Genomic DNA, 22,209 nt, shown 5'->3' on the forward strand with positions numbered 1-22,209 from the left:
ACTTGTGCCGACTTGCTGGTAGAATCCGCGGTTTTCTACCTCTTAGTTTCAGGGCCCAACCGTGAGCGAAAATAAAACCTCTTTAAGTTACAAAGATGCAGGCGTAGATATCGATGCAGGTAATCAACTTGTTGAACGCATTAAATCTGTTACCAAAAAAACCCATAGACCAGAAGTAAAAGGTAATTTGGGCGGCTTTGGTGCTTTGTGCGAACTGCCTACTAAATATAAGAAGCCGCTACTTGTTTCGGGTACAGATGGCGTGGGTACAAAACTAAGAGTTGCAATGGATGCAAACCGTCACGACGGCGTAGGTATAGACTTAGTGGCTATGTGTGTAAACGACCTGATCGTACAAGGTGCAGAGCCTCTGTTTTTCCTTGACTACTACGCCACTGGTAAGCTCGATGTGGATGTTGCAGCGTCTGTGGTAACAGGTATTGGAGCAGGCTGTGAGCAAGCAGGTTGCGCGCTAATTGGTGGTGAAACCGCAGAAATGCCGGGCATGTATCACGACGGCGACTATGACATTGCCGGTTTTTGCGTCGGTGTCGTTGAAGCCGACAACGTGATTGACGGAACCAATGTCAAACCTGGTCAAAAACTGATTGCTCTTGGTTCATCGGGTCCGCACTCAAACGGCTATTCATTAGTAAGAAAAATTATTGAAGTAAGCGGCGCAGACGTTAACGCAGATTTAAGCGGCAAGCCAATTATTGATCACTTATTAGCGCCAACACGCATTTATGTTAAGTCAGTATTAGCGTTACTTGAAAAAGTAAAGGTAAGTGCTATTTCACACATTACTGGCGGTGGTTTTTGGGAAAATATCCCTCGCGTGCTACCTGAAGATGCGAAAGTGGTTATTGATGAAAGCACGTGGACATGGCCTGAAATTTTCTCTTGGTTACAGGAAAACGGAAACGTTACGCGTCATGAAATGTATCGCACCTTTAACTGTGGCGTGGGCCTAGTTATCGTTGTTGACGAGACAGATACAGACCAAGCATTGGATATTCTGAAGCAGCACGGTGAAAATGCGTGGGTTATTGGCGATATCGCAGCTAAAGACGGCGATGAGCAAGTAGAGATCAACGCGTGAGTAATTCTGTAACCAAACTATGTGTGCTTATTTCTGGAAACGGAAGTAATTTACAAGCAATTATTGACGAGATAACAGCTGGGCGTCTCAACGCCCAAATAAGTGGTGTTATCAGCAACAGACCGAATGCTTACGGGTTAGAGCGTGCTAAAGAAGCTGGGATCGAAGCGATATGCTTAGATCACACTACTTTCGACTCCAGAGAGTCTTACGACGAAGCACTCAAAGCCCAAATTAATGCTTTTGGTGCCGACTGCGTAGTGCTTGCAGGCTTCATGCGTATATTAACGCCAGAGTTTGTAGACAGCTTCACTGGAAAATTAGTGAACATTCATCCATCTTTGTTGCCGAAGTACAAAGGATTGAATACGCATCAGCGAGCTATTGACAATGGCGACGAAGAACACGGTGTAAGCGTGCACTTTGTTACGCCAGAACTTGATGGTGGTCCAGTTATCATTCAAAGTCGCGTACCGGTGTTTGAAGAAGACACCGCCAGCGATTTGGCTGAGCGTGTTCAGGAACAAGAACGCCGCATCTATCCGCTTGTGCTATCTTGGTTTAGTGCCGGTCGACTTTCGATGCGAAACAATAAGGCAGTTTTAGATGAGCAAGAACTTCCAGAATCTGGTTATGCAAACGACTAAACCTCTCGGGCTGAGTTTTCTTTTGGCTATATCGCTGAATGTAGCCGCCTCCCAGACAGACAGTACTGCACAATTACCACTACAGCCCTACAAAGCGACTTATACCGCTTATAAGTGGGGAGACGATGTCGGTGAAGCAAATATAGAGCTTTCTGAATTAGGCAATCAGCAATATTCGCTTATTTATACGTCTAAAGTGTCTAAATTCTTTTTGTCGGACAAGCGCAGTGAACATTCTATTTTCACTATAGATGACAACACGGTTGTTCCCTCAGAGTACTACTATAATCGCTCAGGCACTGGTCCGGATAAAGAATTGAAAGTAACGTTTAGCCATCAGGGCGAAGGTAAAATTTCAGTCGAAAACGGCGACACGTTTGAGTGGAACGGCGAGTTCGATAACCAGATTTACCGAATCGACCTCGCTAAACGCTTAGCGCAAGGTGAAACATCGCTAGACTATAATTTTGTGAACTATCGTGGCGAGCTAAGACACTACGGCGTTCAGGTTGTGGACGAAGAAGTGCTGTCTTTACCGTATGGCAAAATAGAAACAGTGAAGGTTAAACTTATTCGAGAATCGAAAACGAGAGAAACGTTTGCATGGTTTGCACCATCACTGAACTACACGCTTGTTAGACTGCAACAGTTTAAAGAAGGTGACGAACAAGGCGATATTAAACTCAGATCGTTCGAAATGCAGTAACCTGACTTGATGAGTGGCGCTTGCTGCCCTCGAACCTTCGTCGCCTTTTTACATTCAATACAAAAATGCGCCGCTACTTCCCAGTCGGCGCTTTTTTTTCGCTCAAGCCATTTCACCAAAATAGTGATGTGGTCCTACAACAATAATTCATATAGTTAAAAGAATTTATAACTATACTTAGTTAAGGTCCTCGGTTAAAGCCTACTATTTATCACGTTGTTAATAGAATATTCATGTAAAAATCTTGATCTTTGCACTTTTAAATAATAGGTTTACAGCATGCTGGTCTGACCTCGATATTTGCTAAGAAAAAACGGCGATTGGTAGAGTGATTAAAATGACTAGCGTAACGTTCAACGCCTTTCAGGAGTGAAGTATGGCAGATTTTATATGGTTTTTACTGGTTGTTCTGACACTAGCGGTTGCTAGCTATCAGCGCACCAGTTTGGTAACGGCAGTTGCCATGGGCGCAGGTGTTATGATTTTAGGCACCCTTTTCGGTGACATAGGCCTGCTTGGTTGGGTAGTGTTTCTTGCTTTAACGCTGCCATTCACACTTGTAAATATCAGACAGCAGCACATCTCTAAGAAGCTGCTTGCCTTCTACCGCAAAGTTATGCCAGAAATGTCTAGCACAGAGCAAGAGGCTATCGACGCTGGTACCGTATGGTGGGACGGCGATATCTTCAGCGGTAAACCAGACTGGGACAAATTACATCGTATCCCCAAAGGTCGACTGTCTGCCGAAGAACAAGCTTTTCTAGACGGTCCATGTGACGAAGTTTGCTCCATGGTTGACGAGTGGCAAATTAACCATAAAGACCAGGATCTTCCTCCTGAAATTTGGCAGTTCTTGAAAGAACACAAGTTTTTCGCCATGATCATCAAAAAAGAGTACGGCGGTCTTGAGTTTTCAGCGTACGCACAATCACGTGTATTACAAAAACTTGCAGGCGTAAGCGCGGTACTTTCTAGTACTGTTGGTGTTCCAAACTCTTTAGGGCCTGGCGAACTTCTTCAGCACTACGGAACAAAAGAACAGCAAGACCATTATCTTCCGCGTCTTGCAGCTGGTGAAGAAATTCCTTGTTTCGCATTGACTGGGCCTGAAGCAGGCTCGGATGCTGGCGCAATACCTGATGTTGGTGTTGTGTGTAAAGGTGAATGGGATGGTGAAGAAGTGTTGGGCATGCGCTTAACATTCAGTAAGCGTTACATTACCCTTGCACCTGTAGCTACGGTCATTGGCCTTGCGTTCAAACTTCAAGACCCTGATGGTCTATTAGGTGACGATAAAGAGCCAGGCATTACTTGTGCACTTATTCCAAGAGACACAAAAGGTCTAGAAATTGGCCGTCGTCACTTCCCTCTTAATACCCCTTTCCAAAATGGTCCAATCAAGGGCGAAGAAATCTTCGTACCTATCGACTTCATTATTGGTGGCCCTAAAATGGCAGGGCGCGGTTGGCGCATGCTTATGGAATGTTTGTCTGTTGGTCGTTGCATTACACTTCCATCTTCGGCAGCGGGTGGCGCGAAATCAGTATCGCTTGCTACTGGTGCCTATGCGCGCATTCGCCGTCAATTCCGTATGCCTGTAGGCCATATGGAAGGTGTTGAAGAAATGCTTGCCCGTATTGGTGGTAATGCTTACCTGATGGATGGTGTAACGCGCTTTTCAACTGTGGGTGTTGATCTTGGCGAGAAACCTTCTGTTATCTCAGCAATCTGTAAGTACCACTTAACCGAGAAAATGCGTCAAGTCATCAACGACTCGATGGATGTCCACGGTGGAAAAGGCGTAATGCTTGGGCCAAATAACTACCTTGGCCGCGGTTATCAGGGAGTCCCTATTTCTATTACGGTTGAGGGTGCAAACATTCTAACCCGTAATATGATGATATTCGGTCAAGGCGCAATGCGCTGCCACCCTTTCGTGCTTAAAGAAATTCAGGCTGCGTCTATTGAAGATAAAAAAGAGGCGCTGCAAGCGTTTGACAAAGCCGTATTTGGCCATATTGGCTTTGCTGTAGCTAACACAGTTCGCAGTATCTGGTTCTCATTAACTAATGGCGCATTTAGCAGTGCACCTTTTACCGATGAAACAGCTCGTTATTACAAGCTGCTTCAAGGCTACAGCGCTAACTTAGCACTGTTAACTGATGTTTCGATGGGCGTACTTGGGGGCGATTTAAAGCGTCGTGAGCGATTGTCAGCACGTTTAGGTGACATCCTAAGTGGTCTTTACATGGGCAGCACAACGCTTAAGCGTTTCGACGAAGATGGTCGTTTGAAAGAAGATTTGCCACTTCTTCATTGGGCAATGCAAACCACATTGCATGACATTGAGACGGCAATTGACGATTTCTTAGCGAACTTCCCAAATCGTGCTATTGCTGCGGCAATGCGTGTGATGGTTATCCCGTTTGGTCGTCGTATTGGCAAGCCTTCTGATAAAACAGAGCACGCCATTGCTCAAATGCTTCAAACACCGTCAACAGCGCGTAGTCGTTTAGGCTATGGTCAGTACCTAAGCCGTGAAGATGGAAGCTTATTCGGCGACCTAGAACAGACGCTTGACGATGTATTGGCGAGTGAACCTATCTTTGAGCGCATCTGCAAGCACAAGAAAGCTAAACTTCCATTTACTCGTTTAGACGTGCTAGCTGACGAAGCACTTGCAGAAGAAGTTATTAACGAAGATGAAGCGGCTCTGCTGCGTAAAACAGAAGCTGGCAGACTTCGCACCATCAACGTTGATGATTTTGACCATGAAGAGTTAGTCGCGAAAATAAACTCTTCAACTGCTGCTAAGAAGCGAGGTGGAAAAGCTGCTTAGTTTAACGCTTAAGACCAAAGGCCGCATTAGCGGCCTTTTTCGTCGTAAAGAAATGTCCTTGGCAATTTTCGCCAGTTTAATATCCACTTCTACTTTTTCTAACGAAACGACCTGTGGCGATAAAGAACAGGCGAAAGCACTCTCTTTGTTAATAGCTAACGACCCACGACAACAACGTAAAGTATTGCTCTGCAACCCTACCCTTGTAGCACTAGCGGAAGAAAAAGCTAAAGATATGGCAGAAAGAGGCTTGGTATCTCACTTTCTTGGAGGAAGCCCAAACACTCGTATCCGCAATGCGGGTCTAACGCTGCCTGAATACTATGGTGATGCAATGAGCAATCAGGTAGAGGCACTAGCGGGTGGTTATATTACGGCGGATGAAGTCTGGTACGCGTTGAAAACCTCGACGTCTCACCGACAGCATTTGTTGGGGGAGTTGCCCTTTTATGAAGAGCAAGACCAAATTGGGATCGGGTTTTATAAAGATTACTCAACGCCCCACGTGGAATATTGGGCAATTTACTTAACTAAATTAGCCGATGAAGTAGATAATCGTGATACCCCCTATGGTTCAGAGCCATCTACGGTCTTGATAAAGCGTGAGAAGAAGTTTGAAAACGTGCCTGACAAAGGTTTAGGTATTGTAACTGAGGGTGGGGAAATTATTCTTCAAACAAAAAAACCGGGTCAATAACCCGGTTTTTTTATTACGCGACGTTTGGTTTAGCTTAGCTGAAGTTTGTCCATGAGCAGCACTGCCTGTGTACGCGTGTTGATTTCTAACTTGCGTAATATTGCACTGATGTGCGCTTTTATCGTTGCTTCTGTAACATTCATTTCATGAGCAATTTGCTTATTCATAAGCCCTGCTCGCAAATAAGAAAGCACCTGAATTTGCTTAGGTGTTAGTTCGCGGAAGCGCTGAAGCAGCAATTTAAGCTCGTCATCAACCTTTTCCAACTGTTCTTCCATGCCTTGTGGAAGCCATCTTTTACCGCCGATCATATCAACGATGGCTTGAGCAATTTCGCGGGTTTCAGACACTTTCGGAATAAAACCTTGAGCACCCAAACTCATTACTTGTGCAACTACCTCAACGGTGTCGCTTCCTGAGATAACCCCAACTGGAATGGACGGATATTGCTCACGGAGCGTAATGAGACCGTTGAAATATTCGCCGCCAGGCATATTTAAGTCGAGAAGCACTAATTCTATGCCATCGAACTCCTTAAGCTTTGACACTGCATCATCTAAGCTTCCGGCTTGAATTATTTGCGCATTCTCAAAGTAAGGCTCCAATGCGCCGCTCAGTGCCTCGCGAAACAATGGATGATCATCTGCTACTAGAATTCTCGTCATTGGCGTTACTACTTCCTTATTTTCATTATGCTCATAGATTAATACTTTAGAATAGTAACGAAAAGCCCTAATCTACAAAAAGACGTAATTTATGACTAATTTAGTGTTTTTCATTGGCATTTGCGCGTCAAACGGTAAAATTGCGCCTCAAATTAGGCAAGTGAAGACAATCAGTGAAGAAGCACGACAATATATACGCGAAGGCACTTAGTAAAGTAGACGACTTTAAATTTGACGAGTCTGTCGTTGATGTTTTTCCCGACATGATTCAACGCTCTGTGCCTGGATATGAAACCATCGTCCATACTATCGGAGAACTGGCTAAAGTCGCGGTAACGCCTAACTCGATGGTTTATGATCTCGGATGTAGCCTTGGTGCTGCGAGCTTATCGGTGTCAAGAGCGGTAAACGCTGCGTCATGCAAAATAATCGGTGTCGATGCGTCAGAGGCGATGGTTGAGCGCTGCAAGCGTGTTGTGCAGACGTTTACACTTCCCAATCCTATACAAATTCAACATGATTTTGCACAAAATGTTGATATTCAAAACGCCTCATTGGTTATTATGAACTTCACCCTCCAGTTTATTCCACCCACCGATCGAGAAGCTCTTCTTCAAAGCATTTTCGATGGCTTGAACCCTGGCGGTATGCTTGTGCTGTCTGAGAAAATTCGCCACCCTTCCCTCGCCGGTAATGAGTTGCTTGTAGACTTGCACCATCAGTTCAAGCGAGATAATGGATACAGTGAATTAGAGGTAAGCCAAAAGCGAGCGGCACTGGAAAAAGTCATGCTCACTGATACGTTCAATGAACATGAAATGCGCCTGACAAAGGTCGGCTTTTCAGATGTTGTCATGTGGTACAAGTGCTATAACTTCACATCAATGGTTGCCATAAAAGCTTAAGTGCTGCCAATAACCCTCAAGCAAAGCTTCAATAAATATACAGAGATAACCATGACTAAACTTGAACAGATTTGGTTTAACGAGTGTTATAAGTCGTTAATAGACAGCCCACTTTCACACTGGCTACAGACGCTACCTTCGTTAATGGACGCATGGCAGCGAACGGCTAAACACGGAGAGTTTGACAAGTGGTGTCGGTTACTAAACAAACTTCCAAAGACATTGCCTAGCTACATTGACCTTACATCGTCCGTTTCCATTGGTAGTCATGCCGATGTTGATGAATACACGAAGAAACAGATAGAAGGTCTTTTGAAGCAATTTATGCCGTGGAGGAAAGGTCCCTTTCACCTCCATGATATACATATCGATACAGAATGGCGTTCTGACTGGAAATGGGATCGTGTATCACCACACATTGCATCGCTTAAAAACAGAAATGTATTAGATGTTGGCTGTGGTAGTGGTTATCACATGTGGCGTATGCTCGGTGAAGGCGCAAGCAGAGTTATTGGTGTCGATCCCACACAACTGTTTCTAATTCAATTTCACGCAATTAAGCACTTTGTTCGTAACACCGATGCATCGAGTGAAAATATACATTTCCTTCCCATGGGCATTGAGGACATGCAACCACTTAAAGCCTTCGACACGGTTTTTTCTATGGGCGTGTTGTACCATCGAAAAGATCCAATGGCTTTTTTACAACAATTAAAAGATCAGTTGAGAAAAGGCGGAGAGCTCGTTCTTGAAACGCTAGTAGTAGACGGTGATGAGAATACGGTGCTGATGGCCGGGGAACGCTACGCTCAAATGAGGAACGTATGGTTCTTGCCAAGTACGGACGCTCTTTCTGTATGGCTAAGCCGGTTGGGATTTGAAAATATCCGTGTCGTAGATGTTAATCACACTACGCTTGACGAACAGCGGTCAACACCCTGGATGGATACCCAATCTTTGAAAGATTTTCTCGATCCGGAAGATATTACTCGCACCATAGAGGGTTACCCTGCACCACAACGAGCCGTTATTGTTGCAAACAAGAAGTAGAAACTAACATCCATATTCAATAACGCTATTGGCACAATTGTTGTTACCTCACTTACTATTGAAAGTGTGAATTCTGCATTGATTGAGGTAACAATATGGATATACATGGCTTTTTAACTACGCATCAATTGCCAAGTAGTTATGCAGAAATTGCACAACAATGGTTCAAACCATTATGCGAACGGCTAATTGAGCACCAAAAAGGGGCAAGCAGCCCCCTTATTGTTGGCATTAATGGTAGCCAAGGTTCTGGGAAATCTACGCTAACCAGCTTTATTGAAACCTACCTCTCGTCTGTTCATGGAAAACGGGTAGTTTCGCTGTCTATCGACGATTTCTATTTTGACCAAAGCCAACGAAACGCGCTCGCGATAAAAGTTCACCCGCTTCTGAAGACCCGAGGCGTTCCGGGGACACATGACGTTACTTTGGCGCTAAATACATTTCGTAGTTTAGATAAAGGTGCGCGAACGCTGCTTCCTCGATTTAATAAAGCAACGGATAACCCCTTCCCTCAAGCACAATGGCCTGTCATAGAAGTTAAACCTGACTTCATCATACTTGAGGGCTGGTGCGTGGGTGCCATTCCACAGTCGAATTCCGAAATTAAAAAGCCAATCAACCACTTAGAAGAAGTTGAAGACCCTTTAGCAATCTGGCGTTCCTTTGTAAACACAGAACTTGCTGGTGATTACCAAACGTTATTCGAGAAAATCGACTATCGTATTATGCTAAAGGCACCTAGCTTTGATTGCGTGTATCAATGGAGGCTAGAACAGGAACATAAACTTGCAGCCAAAGCCTTGAAAGAAAGAGACGGAGTAATGTCTGACGAAGAAGTGGCAAACTTTGTGCAACACTATCAGCGCATCACGGAGAACGCGTTGCAGTACTTGCCTGAAAAGTGCGATACGGTGTTCTACCTTGATGAAAAAAGAACAATAACTGAACAGGACGTAAAACAATGACGAAAACGCTTGTTTTCACCGATATGGACGGCACGCTGTTAGACCACCATACCTACTCTTTTGAGGCGGCGAAACCGGCTTTGACGGCATTAGAAGAAAAAGAGATCCCCGTTATACCCACTACCAGTAAGACATTTGCAGAGCTACAACCATTGCGGGAGAAGATTGGTCTTGATGGGCCATTCATTATTGAAAATGGCGCCGCTGTTTTTATTCCGCATGGTTTCTTTAAGCAAAAGCCCACGGGCACTATTTGGATTGATGGCTACTGGTGCAAAGCATTTATTTCCAATAAAAATTACTGGATTAAACTGCTAGAAAAAATGGGTAGTGAGTTTGACGGCAAGTACAAACAGTTTTCTAAAATGTCGGTCCAAGAAATACAAGATTGCACAGGGTTAGACGAACTATCAGCATCGCTCGCTGCAAAGCGTCAATTTGGCGAACCTGTTTTATGGCTTGGCACGGACGAAGAGAAAGAACGCTTTCTAAAAGTTGTCAAAGACCGAGGAGCATTTCCTCTGGAAGGCGGCCGTTTTATCCATATTTCAGGTAATTGTGATAAAGGCCAAGCACTTAAGTGGCTGGCCAGTGAATACCAAAAACAACATATTACTAAAGTTAAAACAATCGCCCTTGGCGACGGTAAAAACGACGTGGCAATGCTTGAAGCAGCGCACGTTCCAATCCGCATTTTATCACCGGTAAATCCTCCACCTGCAGTAAAAAAAGAAGAGGTCTATACCAGCACCCTAACCGGCCCTGAAGGCTGGAACGAAATGCTTACTCAATTATTATCCCTTTGATCAGGAGGACACATGGCTGATTTTTATCAAAATGGTGTGGTTACTACGTTACATAACTTGGCTCGTCGTCCCACCGAAGAGCTTGAAGCCGAACTGCTACAGTTTTCTCAAAAGCGCCCAATGGCACTTATTCTTCCTTCACTTTTTTCTGAACTAGAAGGTGACGCACTTCCCCATATTGTCAATGAGTTAACAAACGTTCCCTATTTGTCAGAGATTGTTATTGGCCTTGACCGTGCAAATCAAGACCAGTACAAACATGCACTTAAGTTTTTTGGCAAACTGCCTCAGCACCACAGAGTACTTTGGAATGATGGGCCTCGACTTAAAGCGCTAGACGAGGAGCTTCAGTCACAGGGCTTAGCGCCAAAAGAGTTAGGTAAAGGTCGTAATGTGTGGTACTGCATGGGCTATGTACTCGCGTCAAACCGCGCAGAATCGGTAGCACTGCACGATTGCGATATTGTTACCTACAACAAGGACTTGTTGGCAAAGCTTATCTACCCTGTCGCAAATCCAATGTTTAACTACGAGTTTTGTAAGGGTTATTACGCCCGCGTAGCTAATGGCAAAATTAACGGTCGTGTATCTCGCCTTCTTGTTACGCCACTATTGCGCGCCCTTAAGCGCATCATGGGTGACAATGAATATTTAGAGTTTATGGACAGTTTTCGTTATCCACTGGCCGGTGAGTTCTCGTTTAGACGCGATGTATTAAACGATATTCGCATTCCAAGCGACTGGGGTTTGGAAATTGGTGTACTTTCAGAGATGCACCGCAACTATTCACATAATCGTCTTTGTCAGGCCGATATTTGCGATATTTATGATCACAAGCATCAAGATCTTTCGCTTAATAACGACCAAGGCGGCTTATCTAAAATGTCTATAGACATTACGAAAGCGATATTCCGTAAGTTGGCGACCCAAGGCTACACGTTCAGCAATGAAATGTTCCGCTCTATCAAAGCGACCTATTTCCGTATTGCGCTAGACTTTATTGAAACCTATCACAATGATGCGGTTATGAACGGCTTGAACTTAGACATCCACAGTGAAGAAAAAGCGGTCGAGATGTTTGCCAGCAATATTATGAAAGCGGGTCAAAACTTCTTAGAAAATCCTATGGAAACGCCTTTTATTCCAAGTTGGAATCGCGTGACCAGTGCGGTACCTGATATTTTAGAAAGATTGTTAGAAGCGGTTGAAGCTGATACTGCAGAATTTATGGAGTAAGTAATATGGCATGGGAGCACCTCCATGACAAAGTAAAGCACCATTTAGAAAGCATTTATGCCGATGTAGCGCTAGACGTCTCGTATGAGACGCTAGCCACTCAGTTATTAAATACGATAGGTATTCAACAACAAACCGACATAGCTTCCCCTAAATCGCACTACAACTACTGGGATGAAGACGACATTGTCATGATCACCTATGGTGATAGCATTGTTGACGAAAACGAACGCCCTCTTGTCACGCTGAACAAATTTTTGCATCGCTATTGCAAGAACACCGTAAATAACGTGCATATCCTCCCATTCTTTCCCTATAGCTCGGACGATGGATTCTCGGTTATCGATTATTCAACAGTAAATGAAGCATTAGGTACTTGGGATGATATTGAAGCCATCGCTAAAGACTATGGCCTCATGACAGACTTAGTGATAAATCACTGTTCAGCACGAAGCGCTTGGTTCGATAATTTTATAAAAGGCCAAGGGCCTGGGTCTGATTTTTTCTTCACAGCGGACCCAGCTGATGACTTGTCTATGGTGACACGTCCACGAGTGTCTCCTCTACTTCGCGAAACAGAGACAGCAGAGGGAACCAAGCATGTTTGGTGTACCTTTAGTCACGATCAGGTAGATTTTGATTTTAGAAACCCAAAAGTACTTTTAGCGTTCATCGACATTATCAAACTTTACATTGATAAGGGCGCCAAAATATTTCGTTTAGATGCGGTGGCATTTTTATGGAAAATTGTCGGCACCAGCTGCATTAACTTGTTTCAAACCCACGAAGTCATCCGTTTGATAAGAACGTTGATAGAGCATGTTGACCCGTCAATCATAATCATTACTGAAACTAATATTCCTAACAGGGAAAACCTCACCTATTTCGGTAATGCAAACGAAGCCCATGCTATCTATAATTTTTCCCTTCCCCCACTGCTGGTTAATACGCTGGTTAGCGGAGACTGCACCTATCTTAAAAACTGGATGATGAGTATGCCGCCCGCTCAAAACGGTACCGCATATTTCAACTTTATAGCTTCGCATGATGGAATTGGTCTTCGACCCGCTGAGGGTTTGCTAAGCGATGAGGAAATATCTGATTTAGTTCACGCTATGCAGCATTTTGGTGGAAAGGTATCGTGGCGCGCCTCTGAGCACGGCCAACAGAAACCATACGAAATCAACATCACCTTGTTTGATGCGCTTCAAGGCACGATAAAAGGCCCTGACAAATATCAGGTTGACCGCTTTATTTGCGCTCATGCCATCATGTTGGGCATGGAGGGCATTCCTGGTATCTATATTCATAGCTTATTGGGTACCTCTAATGACTATGAAAAAGTGGCTAATACCGGGCAAAATCGCTCTATCAATAGGAAGCGCTGGCACTTTAATGAGCTAGAGGCATTGCTAGATTCTCCGTTCTCTCAGCATCACAAAGTCTTGACCCGTATTTCTCAATTGATCCGCATCCGTAAAGCACAGCCAGCATTTCACCCCAATGCAACGCAGTTTACGCTACAGTTAGGAAACCAAATCTTCGGCTACTGGCGCCAGAGTTTAGACCGGAAACAAAGCATATTCTGCATTAGCAATATCAGTGATGAAGAGCAAACTATTCTGTTATCCGATATCAACTTGATAGGCACTGATAATTGGATAGATCTCATCACTCGCGATGAAATAGCGCTATCCAGCGGTTTCTTACAAATGAAACCATACCAAGTTCTTTGGATCAGTAACCAAGATTTTGAATAAATCAACTGACTAACTTTTATACCGCGGTAAGGATACTGCGGTGTTATGATTAACATCTCATTTCAAAATGCACATTTGCCATGCGCGATATTAATACATTTTTATTTGACCTTGACGGCACATTGGTAGATTCGGCACCGGATTTGGCGACATCTTTAAACCTCACGCTTGCCGAATTAGGCAAAGCTCAATTCTCCTTACCTGAAATTAGAGGTTGGGTGGGCAATGGCGCAAAAATGCTTGTGCATAGAGGGCTATCTGGCAGCCATGAGGTTGATAATTCTATTCCAGAGACTTACCTAAACAACGCGCTTGAGGTCTTCCTTCGCCACTATGAAAAATATGTTTGTGACGCTTCAACCCTCTATCCTAATGTAAGCGATACCTTGCACACGCTAAAACAAAATGGATTTAATCTCGCTCTGGTAACAAACAAGCCGAAAGCATTTGTTCCCGCTATTCTTAAAAATTTCAGCATTAATCACTTATTCGACCTATGTATTGGTGGCGACTCACTTGAAGAAAAGAAACCGTCTCCGCTCCCCCTTTTACACGTATGTGAAGTGCTTAACGTGTCTCACTCTCAATGCGTGATGGTAGGAGATTCTAAAAACGATATTCTTGCAGCTAAAGCGGCCAATATGAGAAGTATTGGCCTTACTTACGGCTACAATTACGGGCAAGACATTTCAATTTTCCATCCTGACTGGGTGATGGATGACATCGGCAACATGTTGGATATGTTAAGCCTTAGTCATTAACGCACTGAACGTTTAACAACTTTTCAAAAATTTACCGAGCAAACGTCGCCATTAGCCAGCTGACTATACTTAATTTCACACGTTAACTTTTGGTATAACGTGTTTTTTTCTGTAATATCCGCCTGTTAAACAATTTCATGGAGTTTTTGGTATGTCATCTAAATGGCTTTCGCTAGAAGAAGCCCTCACAAAAGCATTGGACGCTGCCAAAGCAATAACCGACGTTGAACAAGTGAGTATTTTTGACGCACATAATCGCATTTTGGCGCAAGATGTTGTAGCAAATGTAGACGTACCACCATGGGATAATTCTGCGATGGACGGCTATGCCGTTAACACTGAAGAACTGGAACAGACGGCTACATCAAAGCTGGAAGTACAGGGTGTTATTACAGCAGGCATGCGCGCAGATACTCCCCTTCAACCCGGTAGAGCATTCAAAATTATGACGGGAGCGCCCGTTCCTGAAAATGCTAACGCGGTTGTAATGATAGAGAACACCTCGGAATTCGAGGGCGCAGTGGTGATAAACAAACGCCCTATCGCACAAGAAAATATTCGTAAAAAGGCGAATGATATAGCACGCGGCGACGCGCTTGTAAAAAAGGGAACGCGCTTACATGCTGAGCACCTAATGTTGCTATCTTCACAGGGTAAAAATACGGTAGACGTTATACGAAAACTTCGCGTTGGCGTTGTAGCTACAGGGTCGGAATTAGCTGCGCCAGGCTCAGCACGTGCAGATACTCAAATTTATGAATCAAACCGCGTAGGCGTTAGTAGCATCTTACAAAACGAAAACCTAGAACTCATTGATTTTGGTATTGTGGAAGACGACGAGACCTCTTTACGTAAACTATTTACCGATGCAAGCTCACGAGTGGATGTAATGGTAAGTAGCGGAGGCGTATCCGTAGGCGACGCAGACTATGTGAAGGATATTATTGCAGAATTAGGCGCCATAGAGTTTTGGAAGATAGCGGTAAAGCCAGGCAAACCATTCGCTTTAGGCAACATCAATAACACGTTATTTTGTGGCCTTCCTGGTAATCCAGTGTCTTCATTTGTAACAGCCAAATTGCTTGTGGTACCAATTATCAAGAAAATGCAGGGGCAATTAGATGCCTACACGCCATTTTCTGTGAGCGCTACTATCACAACCACACTTAATCGTCGTGCCGGACGCCGAGATTTTCAGCGCGCAACCATGGTTAAAAATGAGTGCGGCGATTGGGAAGTGACCCCCTTCAAATCCCAAAGTTCGGGGGTGATGACCTCTATTACGTCAGCAAATTGCTTAATGGTTGTGCCCGAGGATGTCAGTGAATTGCAGGTAGGCGACAAAGTTGAAGTTATGCCTCTTCACTTTTAGCCTGGGCAAGATTTAACAACATAGAATAACTCACATTTCCTCGCTTTTGGCTGATAGCCAAAAACGTTAATACGCCTTACAGATTACCCCCTGTAGTCTGGCAAATACTTAAGAGACACATTGTCGTGATTAAAAAACGCTTTCTTCTAGAAGGTCGAGACATTTTAAAACTCGCGTGGCCATTGCTGGTGGCGCAAATAACGCAAATGCTGATGGGTGTTAGCGATACCATTATGGCTGGGCGCTACAGTGCAACGGATATGGCAGCCGTAGCGCTCGGTTTTAGCATTACCGTACCACTGCTATGCTTTATTCAGGGTATCGCTTTAGCCCTACCTCCCATCATATCTCGTCTACAAGGTAATAAAAATTTAAGCGGCATTGCCGATGCCAGTCAACAGGCTGGCTACTTGGTGTTCTTCGTAGGATTAGTGATCGCAGGGTTAATACCGTTTACCGAGAGCATTGTTGCACTATTCCCAATGGCGCCAGCGCTATTTAGCATTACCGTAGACTATGTGCTTTATGTACTGTTTGCCATGCCTGGTTTTGCTCTTTATCAATGGCTCAGGAACTATTGCGAGGGATTAGGTAAAACAAAGCCAACCATGATCATTACCGTCATCGGACTTATGGCAAACGTAGTGGGTAATTATCTTTTCATTTATGGCGTAGGACCGATCCCCGCCATGGGGGGAGCAGGTTGCGGCATAGCGACAGCCATTGTTATTTACACTATGCTTATCGCTACCATTATTTATGTACGCTTCGCTCCTGCGCTTCAGAAATATAACTTGTTTGGGCAAATGTACAAACCCAACATGGTGACCATAAGCCGCACATTTAAAATGGGATTGCCTATCGCAATGACCATTTTATTTGAAGTGACGCTATTTTCAGTGGTGGCATTATTACTTGCACCTTTTGGGGCAACAACGGTGGCTGCACACCAAGTTGCGCTGAACTTCTCAGCGCTAATGTTCATGTTTCCTATGAGTATGGGCATGGCCGCGGCTATCCGCATAGGGTATCGAATAGGCCAAAACAATCAACGTCAGGCTCAGATCGCAGCTCGTGCAGCTATTCTCATTGGCTTTTGCACAGCCGCATGTACCGCTAGTTTTACTCTTTTAGCGAAAGGATTCATCATAGGCTTATACACTAGCGATGAAGCAGTTTACACGTTAGCCAATGCACTGCTTATTTATGCAGCCCTATTCCAATTGTCAGATGCGGTTCAGGTTATCTCAGCTAACGCGCTGCGAGGCTACAAAGATACCACGGCCATGTTTATTATCACGTTTATCTCATACTGGCTGATTGGCTTGCCAACCGGTGTAATTTTGGGAAGAACGAACTGGATAACGGCAGAGCCCATGGCTGCTGCAGGGTTTTGGATTGGTTTTATAGTGGGCCTAAGCGCAGCGGCCGTTATGTTAGGCGCTCGTCTGCTTTATATTCAGCGCCCTAGTAATGCGGCAAGATTAAGGGCACTTTAGCCGATAACGTTCATTAAGCGTTATCGGTTAGTCTTCATGAGTGGCTCGATTTCTTGGCATTGCTATATTGGCCCAGTCTTGTGGTACATCTATATCAAACTGGGCATTGGGCGTAGGTATCGCAACGACTTTCCCTTTTTTCATGTATTTTCTGATAATGGGTTTAGCGCCTGTGTCTCCCTCAAGCGTAAGAAGCTCGCCGAATAAAGCCTTAGGAAATATGGCCGGTACCGTAAGCCGTGCCTCTGAACCATTCAGAGTTTCGTTTCCACTGTTTTTAGCTTTCCATTCACAGCACACAATTTTATCAGGGTTATTTTGCGACGCTTGGATCAAGTTTGCTAAATCCTGCTCTGCTAAACACGGTAAGTCTGCCAAAGAAATGAGCAAGTGGCTCGGCGAGTAGCTACGGCTCGCGTGTTCTGGACCGTGTAAGCCGCTGTGGTTATTGCCATTTGATTTTGGCGCTATTGTCTCGGAAACCGAACAGGATACTGTTAAAATATGCTGCAATCCAAAACGAATACTAGACGCAATCCCCTCTTCCCACTGTGTATTGTGTACAAGGTTAACCGGACAGTGGCTTAGCTGTGTTTCTAAACTTTCATGCCATTTGCCCGCAACTAGGGTAACCTGATTCGTTTTATCGAATAAACCTTTATGACTTACTTCAGAAACCGCGGCTTCGCAATTGGTGACTTGCGTATTTGTATGTGCCGTTTTCGCATTTAAAAGCACACGTAGACTGTGCTCAACGAGAGGTAGATTTGATTCAGGGTGCTCAGATAAAAGTTTATTCCCCCCGTAACGCGCACTTCGACCTCCGGCAAGTAATAAAAACGCCAAATGATAGCTTTCAGTATGCAACGTTTACGCACCCTTTAATGTTTAGTTTAACTGCGGTCATAAAGCATGACTTGGAATTACTTATAAAAAGCGCCCTGTGCGGGCGTTTTTTCAAACGTGGATAGTGCTAGAAGTTGAAAGCCGCACGCAAGCTGTTAATACGCTACAGCTAAATTGTGGCAAACTCACGGCGCTTTTTCACACGAGCTCTTACCATAAAAGCACAAATCAACGGCTTCGGCTAAGCCCTTTAATAGCCGCCGTTAACCCCTCGAGAGTGAGCCCGTACATTCGGTCTTCCATTATTTCTCGCATTATTTTGACTGACGAATAATAAGGCCAATAGTTTTCAGGCTGAGGGTTGAGCCATACGGCATTATTGAAATGATTCAATATACGCTGCATCCATACACTGCCTGGCTCTTCGTTCCAATGCTCTACACTGCCCCCTGGATACGTAATTTCATACGGCCCCATGGTAGCGTCGCCAACAAAAATAACCTTATAGTCTTTACCGTAGCGGTGAATGATATCCCAAATAGGAATGCGCTCTTTGTTGCGACGAAGATTATCTTTCCACACTTCTTCATAAACGCAGTTGTGAAAGTAAAAGTACTCTAAATATTTAAACTCGGTCTGCACTGCTGAAAAAAGTTCTTGGGTGCTCTTAACGTGAGGGTCCATAGAGCCTCCCACATCAAAAAACATCAGTACCTTTACCGCGTTGTGACGCTCAGGGGCCATATGGATATCAAGCAAACCGCCTTTTTTAGCGGTTTCACCGATGGTTGTATGCACGTCAAGCTGTTCACTGGCACCCGTGCGGGCAAACTTACGCAACTTTCTCAATGCCACTTTAATGTTACGGGTCCCCAATTCCACATCTGAACTCAGGTTTTTAAACTCGCGTTTATCCCATACTTTAGCCGCAGAAAACTTCCTATTACCCTTCTGACCAATTCTCACGCCCTCGGGGTTGTCGCCATAGGCACCAAAGGGTGAAGTACCGCCCGTACCGACCCATTTATTTCCACCTTGGTGACGCTTTTCCTGTTCTTCTAAGCGTTTCTTCAAGGTTTCCATCAGTTCGTCTAGACCGCCCGCTTTACGCAATGCTTCTCGTTCCTCTGGGCTTAGGTTTTTCTCAATTTCCTTGCGTAACCACTCTTCGGGAATGTCTTTGCCAAACAGGTCAATAGACTCAACCCCTTCAAAATACTCAGCAAACGCCCTATCGAACTTATCGTATTGGGTCTCGTCTTTCACCATGATGGTACGCGACAAACTATAAAAGGCTTCAATGTCGGCATACACCACGTGCTTTTCAAGCGCACTCAGCAAATCAAGTAACTCGCGCAGCGTGGTTTTAACCTGATATTTTCGCAGTGTATAAAAAAACTGAATAAGCATTAGCGACGCGCCATAAAGACCAGTTTTTCAAACAAATGAATGTCTTGCTCATTTTTAAGTAAAGCGCCGTACAGTGGCGGTATTGCTGCTTTACCGTCTTTTGAATGCAGCGCTTCTGGAGGAATATCTTCAGCAACAAGAAGCTTTAACCAATCGATGAGTTCTGACGTAGAAGGTTTCTTTTTAAGTCCTGGGACATCGCGAATTTCGAAAAAAGCTTTTAACGCTTCATCAAGCAGCTTCTTCTTTAAATCAGGAAAGTGCACATTCACAATTTCTTGCATGTCATCTGGATTCGGGAACTGAATATAGTGGAAAAAACAGCGGCGTAAGAATGCATCTGGCAGTTCTTTTTCATTGTTCGACGTGATGATAACAATAGGACGCTGTTTCGCAACAACACGCTCCTGTGTTTCGTACACAAAGAATTCCATCTTATCGAGTTCTAAAAGCAAGTCGTTAGGAAACTCAATGTCAGCTTTATCAATTTCATCAATCAACAGTACCGGGCGCTTTTCTGCACTAAACGCTTCCCACAACTTACCTTTTACGATGTAGTTGCCGATATCGTGTACGCGGTCATCACCTAATTGAGAGTCGCGAAGGCGGGATACTGCGTCATATTCATACAAACCTTGCTGCGCTTTTGTGGTCGACTTGATGTGCCACTGAATTAGCTCGGTTCCCAGGCTTTCGGCCAATTCCTCTGCAAGCATGGTTTTGCCCGTACCGGGTTCGCCCTTGATTAAAAGCGGGCGCTCAAGCGTGATAGCTGCATTTACAGCCAACTGTAAATCTTTGGTTGCGATATAATTAGACGTGCCACTGAAAGCCATTATTGTTGTACTCCGTTTAATTTTTCGTCTTTGCTAGTTTAGCTATGATATCAAGGGCTTCATATGATTTCCCATCGATATAACATATAGCTAAAAAGCACTTTGCATTTTTATAAATGGGACCAATGATATAGGGGTATAACGAAATCCCCTAATTTAGGCTGTGAATTATTAACTATCACAGGCGTTGAATTATTAACTACTAAAAAGGTCGTACAGATCACGACAGAAGGGGTTTCCTTTAAATCAGGAACGAGGTAAAGATTTATAATGAACGTATTTGACGACCACTCCCTATCTATTGGCCGCACGCCGCTAGTAAAATTGAATCGCGTAACATCAGGTAATGTTTACGCAAAAATCGAGTCGCGCAACCCAAGTTTCAGTGTTAAATGCCGCATCGGTGCTAACATGATTTGGGATGCAGAAAAGCGCGGTGTTTTAACCGAAGGCAAAGAAATAGTAGAGCCTACAAGTGGCAATACCGGTATTGCGTTAGCCTTTGTTGCAGCCTCTCGCGGCTACAAACTTACGCTTACAATGCCTAGCAGCATGAGTTTAGAGCGTCGTAAGCTGTTAAAAGCATTGGGTGCAAACCTAGTCCTTACTGAAGCGCCAAAGGGTATGAAAGGTGCGGTTGCCGCTGCACAAGAAATTGTGGCATCAGACCCAGATAAATACGTATTGCTACAACAATTCGACAACCCGGCTAACCCAGCCATTCATGAAAAAACCACGGGCCCAGAAATTTGGGAAGATACCGATGGTAAAGTTGACGCATTCGTTGCGGGTGTAGGTACGGGCGGTACAATTACCGGAGTTAGTCGTTATCTTAAAAATACCAAGGGTAAAGCTATTACTTCAGTAGCAGTAGAACCGACAGACTCGCCAGTTATCACGCAGGCCCTTGCTGGTGAGGAGCTAACTCCTGGACCACACAAAATCCAAGGCATAGGCGCTGGTTTCATTCCTGGTAACCTAGATCTAAGTTTGATTGATGAAGTTGAACAGGTTTCAAACGAAGAATGTATGGAAATGGCGCGCAAACTTATGACCGATGAAGGTATTCTTGCGGGTATTTCGTCAGGTGCAGCAGTTGTTGCAGCAAAACGCTTTGCTGAACGCCCAGAGAACAAAGACAAAATTGTTGTTGTATTGTTAGCAAGCGGAACAGAGCGTTATTTAAGCAGCCCACTCTTTGCTGGTGCCTTCGACGAGCAAGAAGAAGTTCAGTAAACCCAACTGCAGTTGTATTTGATAAGCGAGGCTCAATGCCTCGCTTTTTTATATCTTATGTTTTGTTCTATTCCCCCTACTCTGCTCCTATTTTAGCGCTCGCCCCTTCTTTCAACTTTGCTTTTTAACTGAATGTTGTGAATAATCAACATGAGAGTGATTGAAGTACTATGTGTGTTGACTTCAATGGGGTATAAAACTATCAATAAGAAACGGACCTCTTAAAATTAAGGTAATCCAAATGAAAACGCGTATGTGGTACGCCCTTACAGGGCTTTTTACAGTTTTGATGCTATCTGCCTGTGGTGAAAAAGAAGAAGGAATAGGTAGATACGGAATGCTTGATGAAAGCACACCCGAATATACAACCGTTATGTTCCTTAAAAGCGTTTACGAAGACGATAACCTTGACAGAGCCATTCGCCTTTCAAGTGAAAAAATGTCGCGAATTTTGACGAGATATCATACAAATAACAACGTACAGCGACATCTACTTAATTTAAAGTACGACACTGTTACAGTAACCCCACAAAGCGCTGGCCAAGTTGGCCGAAGTGAGTTTTCTGAGAAATCAACCATCACCGTTTTTCTTAGCGGCAACTATAACGGTGACAAAGTAGAAGACTTACGTAGCTTAGACCTGATAAAAGAAGGTGGTGAGTGGAAGGTAAATAAAATTCATCCAGATGCCTATTTATAGCCACACCAAACCACTGTTTATTTATACATGTTACCTGCTATTTGCGGCACGCGAAAATAAAAAGGATAGTTTCCGTATTTGACGCCTTTATTATTGTATTTGTTATTTAAAATATTATTTTAGGGTGATATTTTGGTATCACCCTAAATTGATATACGGATTCTTTCC

At 44.1% G+C, this 22,209-nt stretch carries 20 protein-coding genes; 16 read left to right on the forward strand and 4 right to left on the reverse strand.

The features are described from left to right. Positions 1-61 precede the first annotated feature (61 nt). The 5 genes from purM (at position 62) to ACM0P2_RS11070 (ending at position 5,991) form a co-directional block, all read left to right on the forward strand. Positions 62-1,102, forward strand: coding sequence for a phosphoribosylformylglycinamidine cyclo-ligase (gene purM, locus ACM0P2_RS11050; protein ID WP_159119150.1), 1,041 nt, complete (start codon positions 62-64; stop codon positions 1,100-1,102). Further along, positions 1,099-1,749, forward strand: coding sequence for a phosphoribosylglycinamide formyltransferase (purN, locus tag ACM0P2_RS11055; RefSeq protein WP_159119153.1), 651 nt, complete (start codon positions 1,099-1,101; stop codon positions 1,747-1,749). Before purM ends, purN begins: the two co-directional genes overlap by 4 nt. Further along, complete coding sequence (locus ACM0P2_RS11060; protein WP_236547125.1) at positions 1,709-2,455, forward strand: DUF3108 domain-containing protein; 747 nt, start codon at positions 1,709-1,711, stop codon at positions 2,453-2,455. Before purN ends, ACM0P2_RS11060 begins: the two co-directional genes overlap by 41 nt. Positions 2,456-2,831: 376 nt before the next feature. Beyond that, entirely contained in the window at positions 2,832-5,294 is a 2,463-nt protein-coding gene (gene fadE / locus ACM0P2_RS11065) for an acyl-CoA dehydrogenase FadE (protein ID WP_159119155.1), read from the forward strand. Beyond that, positions 5,278-5,991 (forward strand): CAP domain-containing protein, encoded by a 714-nt coding sequence (locus tag ACM0P2_RS11070; protein ID WP_159119157.1) that lies wholly within the window; start codon positions 5,278-5,280, stop codon positions 5,989-5,991. The genes fadE and ACM0P2_RS11070 overlap by 17 nt, the downstream gene beginning before the upstream one ends. Positions 5,992-6,020: 29 nt before the next feature. Here the strand turns inward: ACM0P2_RS11070 and ACM0P2_RS11075 are convergent, their stop codons facing one another. Further along, positions 6,021-6,656 (reverse strand): response regulator transcription factor, encoded by a 636-nt coding sequence (locus ACM0P2_RS11075; protein WP_159119159.1) that lies wholly within the window; start codon positions 6,654-6,656, stop codon positions 6,021-6,023. Positions 6,657-6,829: 173 nt separating this feature from the next. Between ACM0P2_RS11075 and cmoA the strand changes: the two genes are divergently transcribed. The 9 genes from cmoA to ACM0P2_RS11120 all read left to right on the forward strand — a co-directional run bounded on the left by cmoA (position 6,830) and on the right by ACM0P2_RS11120 (position 17,013). After that, a complete protein-coding gene (cmoA, locus tag ACM0P2_RS11080) occupies positions 6,830-7,561 on the forward strand; it encodes a carboxy-S-adenosyl-L-methionine synthase CmoA (protein ID WP_159119161.1) in 732 nt (243 codons plus the stop codon). Between the two features lie 51 nt (positions 7,562-7,612). After that, positions 7,613-8,611 carry a tRNA 5-methoxyuridine(34)/uridine 5-oxyacetic acid(34) synthase CmoB gene (gene cmoB, locus ACM0P2_RS11085; RefSeq protein WP_159119163.1) on the forward strand — a complete coding sequence of 333 codons (999 nt, stop codon included), beginning with the start codon at positions 7,613-7,615 and terminating at the stop codon, positions 8,609-8,611. A 95-nt stretch (positions 8,612-8,706) separates the two neighbouring features. Next, entirely contained in the window at positions 8,707-9,579 is an 873-nt protein-coding gene (locus ACM0P2_RS11090) for a kinase (RefSeq protein ID WP_159119166.1), read from the forward strand. Then, positions 9,576-10,385 carry an HAD-IIB family hydrolase gene (locus tag ACM0P2_RS11095; RefSeq protein ID WP_173358540.1) on the forward strand — a complete coding sequence of 270 codons (810 nt, stop codon included), beginning with the start codon at positions 9,576-9,578 and terminating at the stop codon, positions 10,383-10,385. Before ACM0P2_RS11090 ends, ACM0P2_RS11095 begins: the two co-directional genes overlap by 4 nt. A gap of 12 nt (positions 10,386-10,397) precedes the next feature. Continuing rightward, on the forward strand, positions 10,398-11,621 hold the full coding sequence (locus tag ACM0P2_RS11100) for a glycosyl transferase (RefSeq protein WP_173358539.1): 1,224 nt from the start codon (positions 10,398-10,400) through the stop codon (positions 11,619-11,621). Between the two features lie 5 nt (positions 11,622-11,626). Beyond that, on the forward strand, positions 11,627-13,381 hold the full coding sequence (locus ACM0P2_RS11105; protein WP_159119170.1) for a sugar phosphorylase: 1,755 nt from the start codon (positions 11,627-11,629) through the stop codon (positions 13,379-13,381). Positions 13,382-13,461: 80 nt separating this feature from the next. Next, complete coding sequence (locus tag ACM0P2_RS11110) at positions 13,462-14,142, forward strand: phosphoglycolate phosphatase (RefSeq protein ID WP_159119172.1); 681 nt, start codon at positions 13,462-13,464, stop codon at positions 14,140-14,142. A 151-nt stretch (positions 14,143-14,293) separates the two neighbouring features. Further along, a complete protein-coding gene (glp, locus tag ACM0P2_RS11115; RefSeq protein WP_159119174.1) occupies positions 14,294-15,514 on the forward strand; it encodes a gephyrin-like molybdotransferase Glp in 1,221 nt (406 codons plus the stop codon). A gap of 125 nt (positions 15,515-15,639) precedes the next feature. Next, positions 15,640-17,013 (forward strand): MATE family efflux transporter, encoded by a 1,374-nt coding sequence (locus ACM0P2_RS11120; RefSeq protein ID WP_159119176.1) that lies wholly within the window; start codon positions 15,640-15,642, stop codon positions 17,011-17,013. A 27-nt stretch (positions 17,014-17,040) separates the two neighbouring features. On the opposite strand, the gene ACM0P2_RS11125 is transcribed toward ACM0P2_RS11120, so the two are convergent. The 3 genes from ACM0P2_RS11125 to ACM0P2_RS11135 all read right to left on the reverse strand — a co-directional run bounded on the left by ACM0P2_RS11125 (position 17,041) and on the right by ACM0P2_RS11135 (position 20,105). Further along, complete coding sequence (locus tag ACM0P2_RS11125) at positions 17,041-17,880, reverse strand: nucleotidyltransferase family protein (RefSeq protein WP_159119178.1); 840 nt, start codon at positions 17,878-17,880, stop codon at positions 17,041-17,043. Between the two features lie 207 nt (positions 17,881-18,087). Beyond that, complete coding sequence (locus ACM0P2_RS11130; protein WP_159119180.1) at positions 18,088-19,269, reverse strand: vWA domain-containing protein; 1,182 nt, start codon at positions 19,267-19,269, stop codon at positions 18,088-18,090. Continuing rightward, positions 19,269-20,105 (reverse strand): AAA family ATPase, encoded by an 837-nt coding sequence (locus ACM0P2_RS11135; RefSeq protein ID WP_159119182.1) that lies wholly within the window; start codon positions 20,103-20,105, stop codon positions 19,269-19,271. The genes ACM0P2_RS11130 and ACM0P2_RS11135 overlap by 1 nt, the downstream gene beginning before the upstream one ends. A 270-nt stretch (positions 20,106-20,375) precedes the next feature. On the opposite strand from ACM0P2_RS11135, the gene cysK reads away from it, so the two are divergent. Both cysK and ACM0P2_RS11145 read left to right on the forward strand, forming a co-directional pair. Further along, positions 20,376-21,341 carry a cysteine synthase A gene (gene cysK / locus ACM0P2_RS11140; RefSeq protein ID WP_105931433.1) on the forward strand — a complete coding sequence of 322 codons (966 nt, stop codon included), beginning with the start codon at positions 20,376-20,378 and terminating at the stop codon, positions 21,339-21,341. Between the two features lie 241 nt (positions 21,342-21,582). Continuing rightward, complete coding sequence (locus tag ACM0P2_RS11145; protein ID WP_159119184.1) at positions 21,583-22,041, forward strand: hypothetical protein; 459 nt, start codon at positions 21,583-21,585, stop codon at positions 22,039-22,041. The last annotated feature ends 168 nt before the right edge of the window (positions 22,042-22,209 follow it).

The organism is Alteromonas sp. OM2203, from assembly GCF_048517045.1.
Taxonomy (GTDB): Bacteria; Pseudomonadota; Gammaproteobacteria; order Enterobacterales; family Alteromonadaceae; genus Alteromonas; species Alteromonas gracilis.

Coding starts and splice junctions, on each gene's coding strand:
- ACM0P2_RS11060 (WP_236547125.1), top strand. CDS start 1,709: ATGAGCAAGAACTTCCAGAATCTGGTTATGCAAACGACTAAACCTCTC.
- fadE (WP_159119155.1), top strand. CDS start 2,832: ATGGCAGATTTTATATGGTTTTTACTGGTTGTTCTGACACTAGCGGTT.
- ACM0P2_RS11075 (WP_159119159.1), bottom strand. CDS start 6,656: ATGACGAGAATTCTAGTAGCAGATGATCATCCATTGTTTCGCGAGGCA.
- cmoB (WP_159119163.1), top strand. CDS start 7,613: ATGACTAAACTTGAACAGATTTGGTTTAACGAGTGTTATAAGTCGTTA.
- ACM0P2_RS11090 (WP_159119166.1), top strand. CDS start 8,707: ATGGATATACATGGCTTTTTAACTACGCATCAATTGCCAAGTAGTTAT.
- ACM0P2_RS11095 (WP_173358540.1), top strand. CDS start 9,576: ATGACGAAAACGCTTGTTTTCACCGATATGGACGGCACGCTGTTAGAC.
- ACM0P2_RS11100 (WP_173358539.1), top strand. CDS start 10,398: ATGGCTGATTTTTATCAAAATGGTGTGGTTACTACGTTACATAACTTG.
- ACM0P2_RS11105 (WP_159119170.1), top strand. CDS start 11,627: ATGGCATGGGAGCACCTCCATGACAAAGTAAAGCACCATTTAGAAAGC.
- ACM0P2_RS11110 (WP_159119172.1), top strand. CDS start 13,462: ATGCGCGATATTAATACATTTTTATTTGACCTTGACGGCACATTGGTA.
- glp (WP_159119174.1), top strand. CDS start 14,294: ATGTCATCTAAATGGCTTTCGCTAGAAGAAGCCCTCACAAAAGCATTG.
- ACM0P2_RS11130 (WP_159119180.1), bottom strand. CDS start 19,269: ATGCTTATTCAGTTTTTTTATACACTGCGAAAATATCAGGTTAAAACC.
- ACM0P2_RS11135 (WP_159119182.1), bottom strand. CDS start 20,105: ATGGCTTTCAGTGGCACGTCTAATTATATCGCAACCAAAGATTTACAG.
- cysK (WP_105931433.1), top strand. CDS start 20,376: ATGAACGTATTTGACGACCACTCCCTATCTATTGGCCGCACGCCGCTA.
- ACM0P2_RS11145 (WP_159119184.1), top strand. CDS start 21,583: ATGAAAACGCGTATGTGGTACGCCCTTACAGGGCTTTTTACAGTTTTG.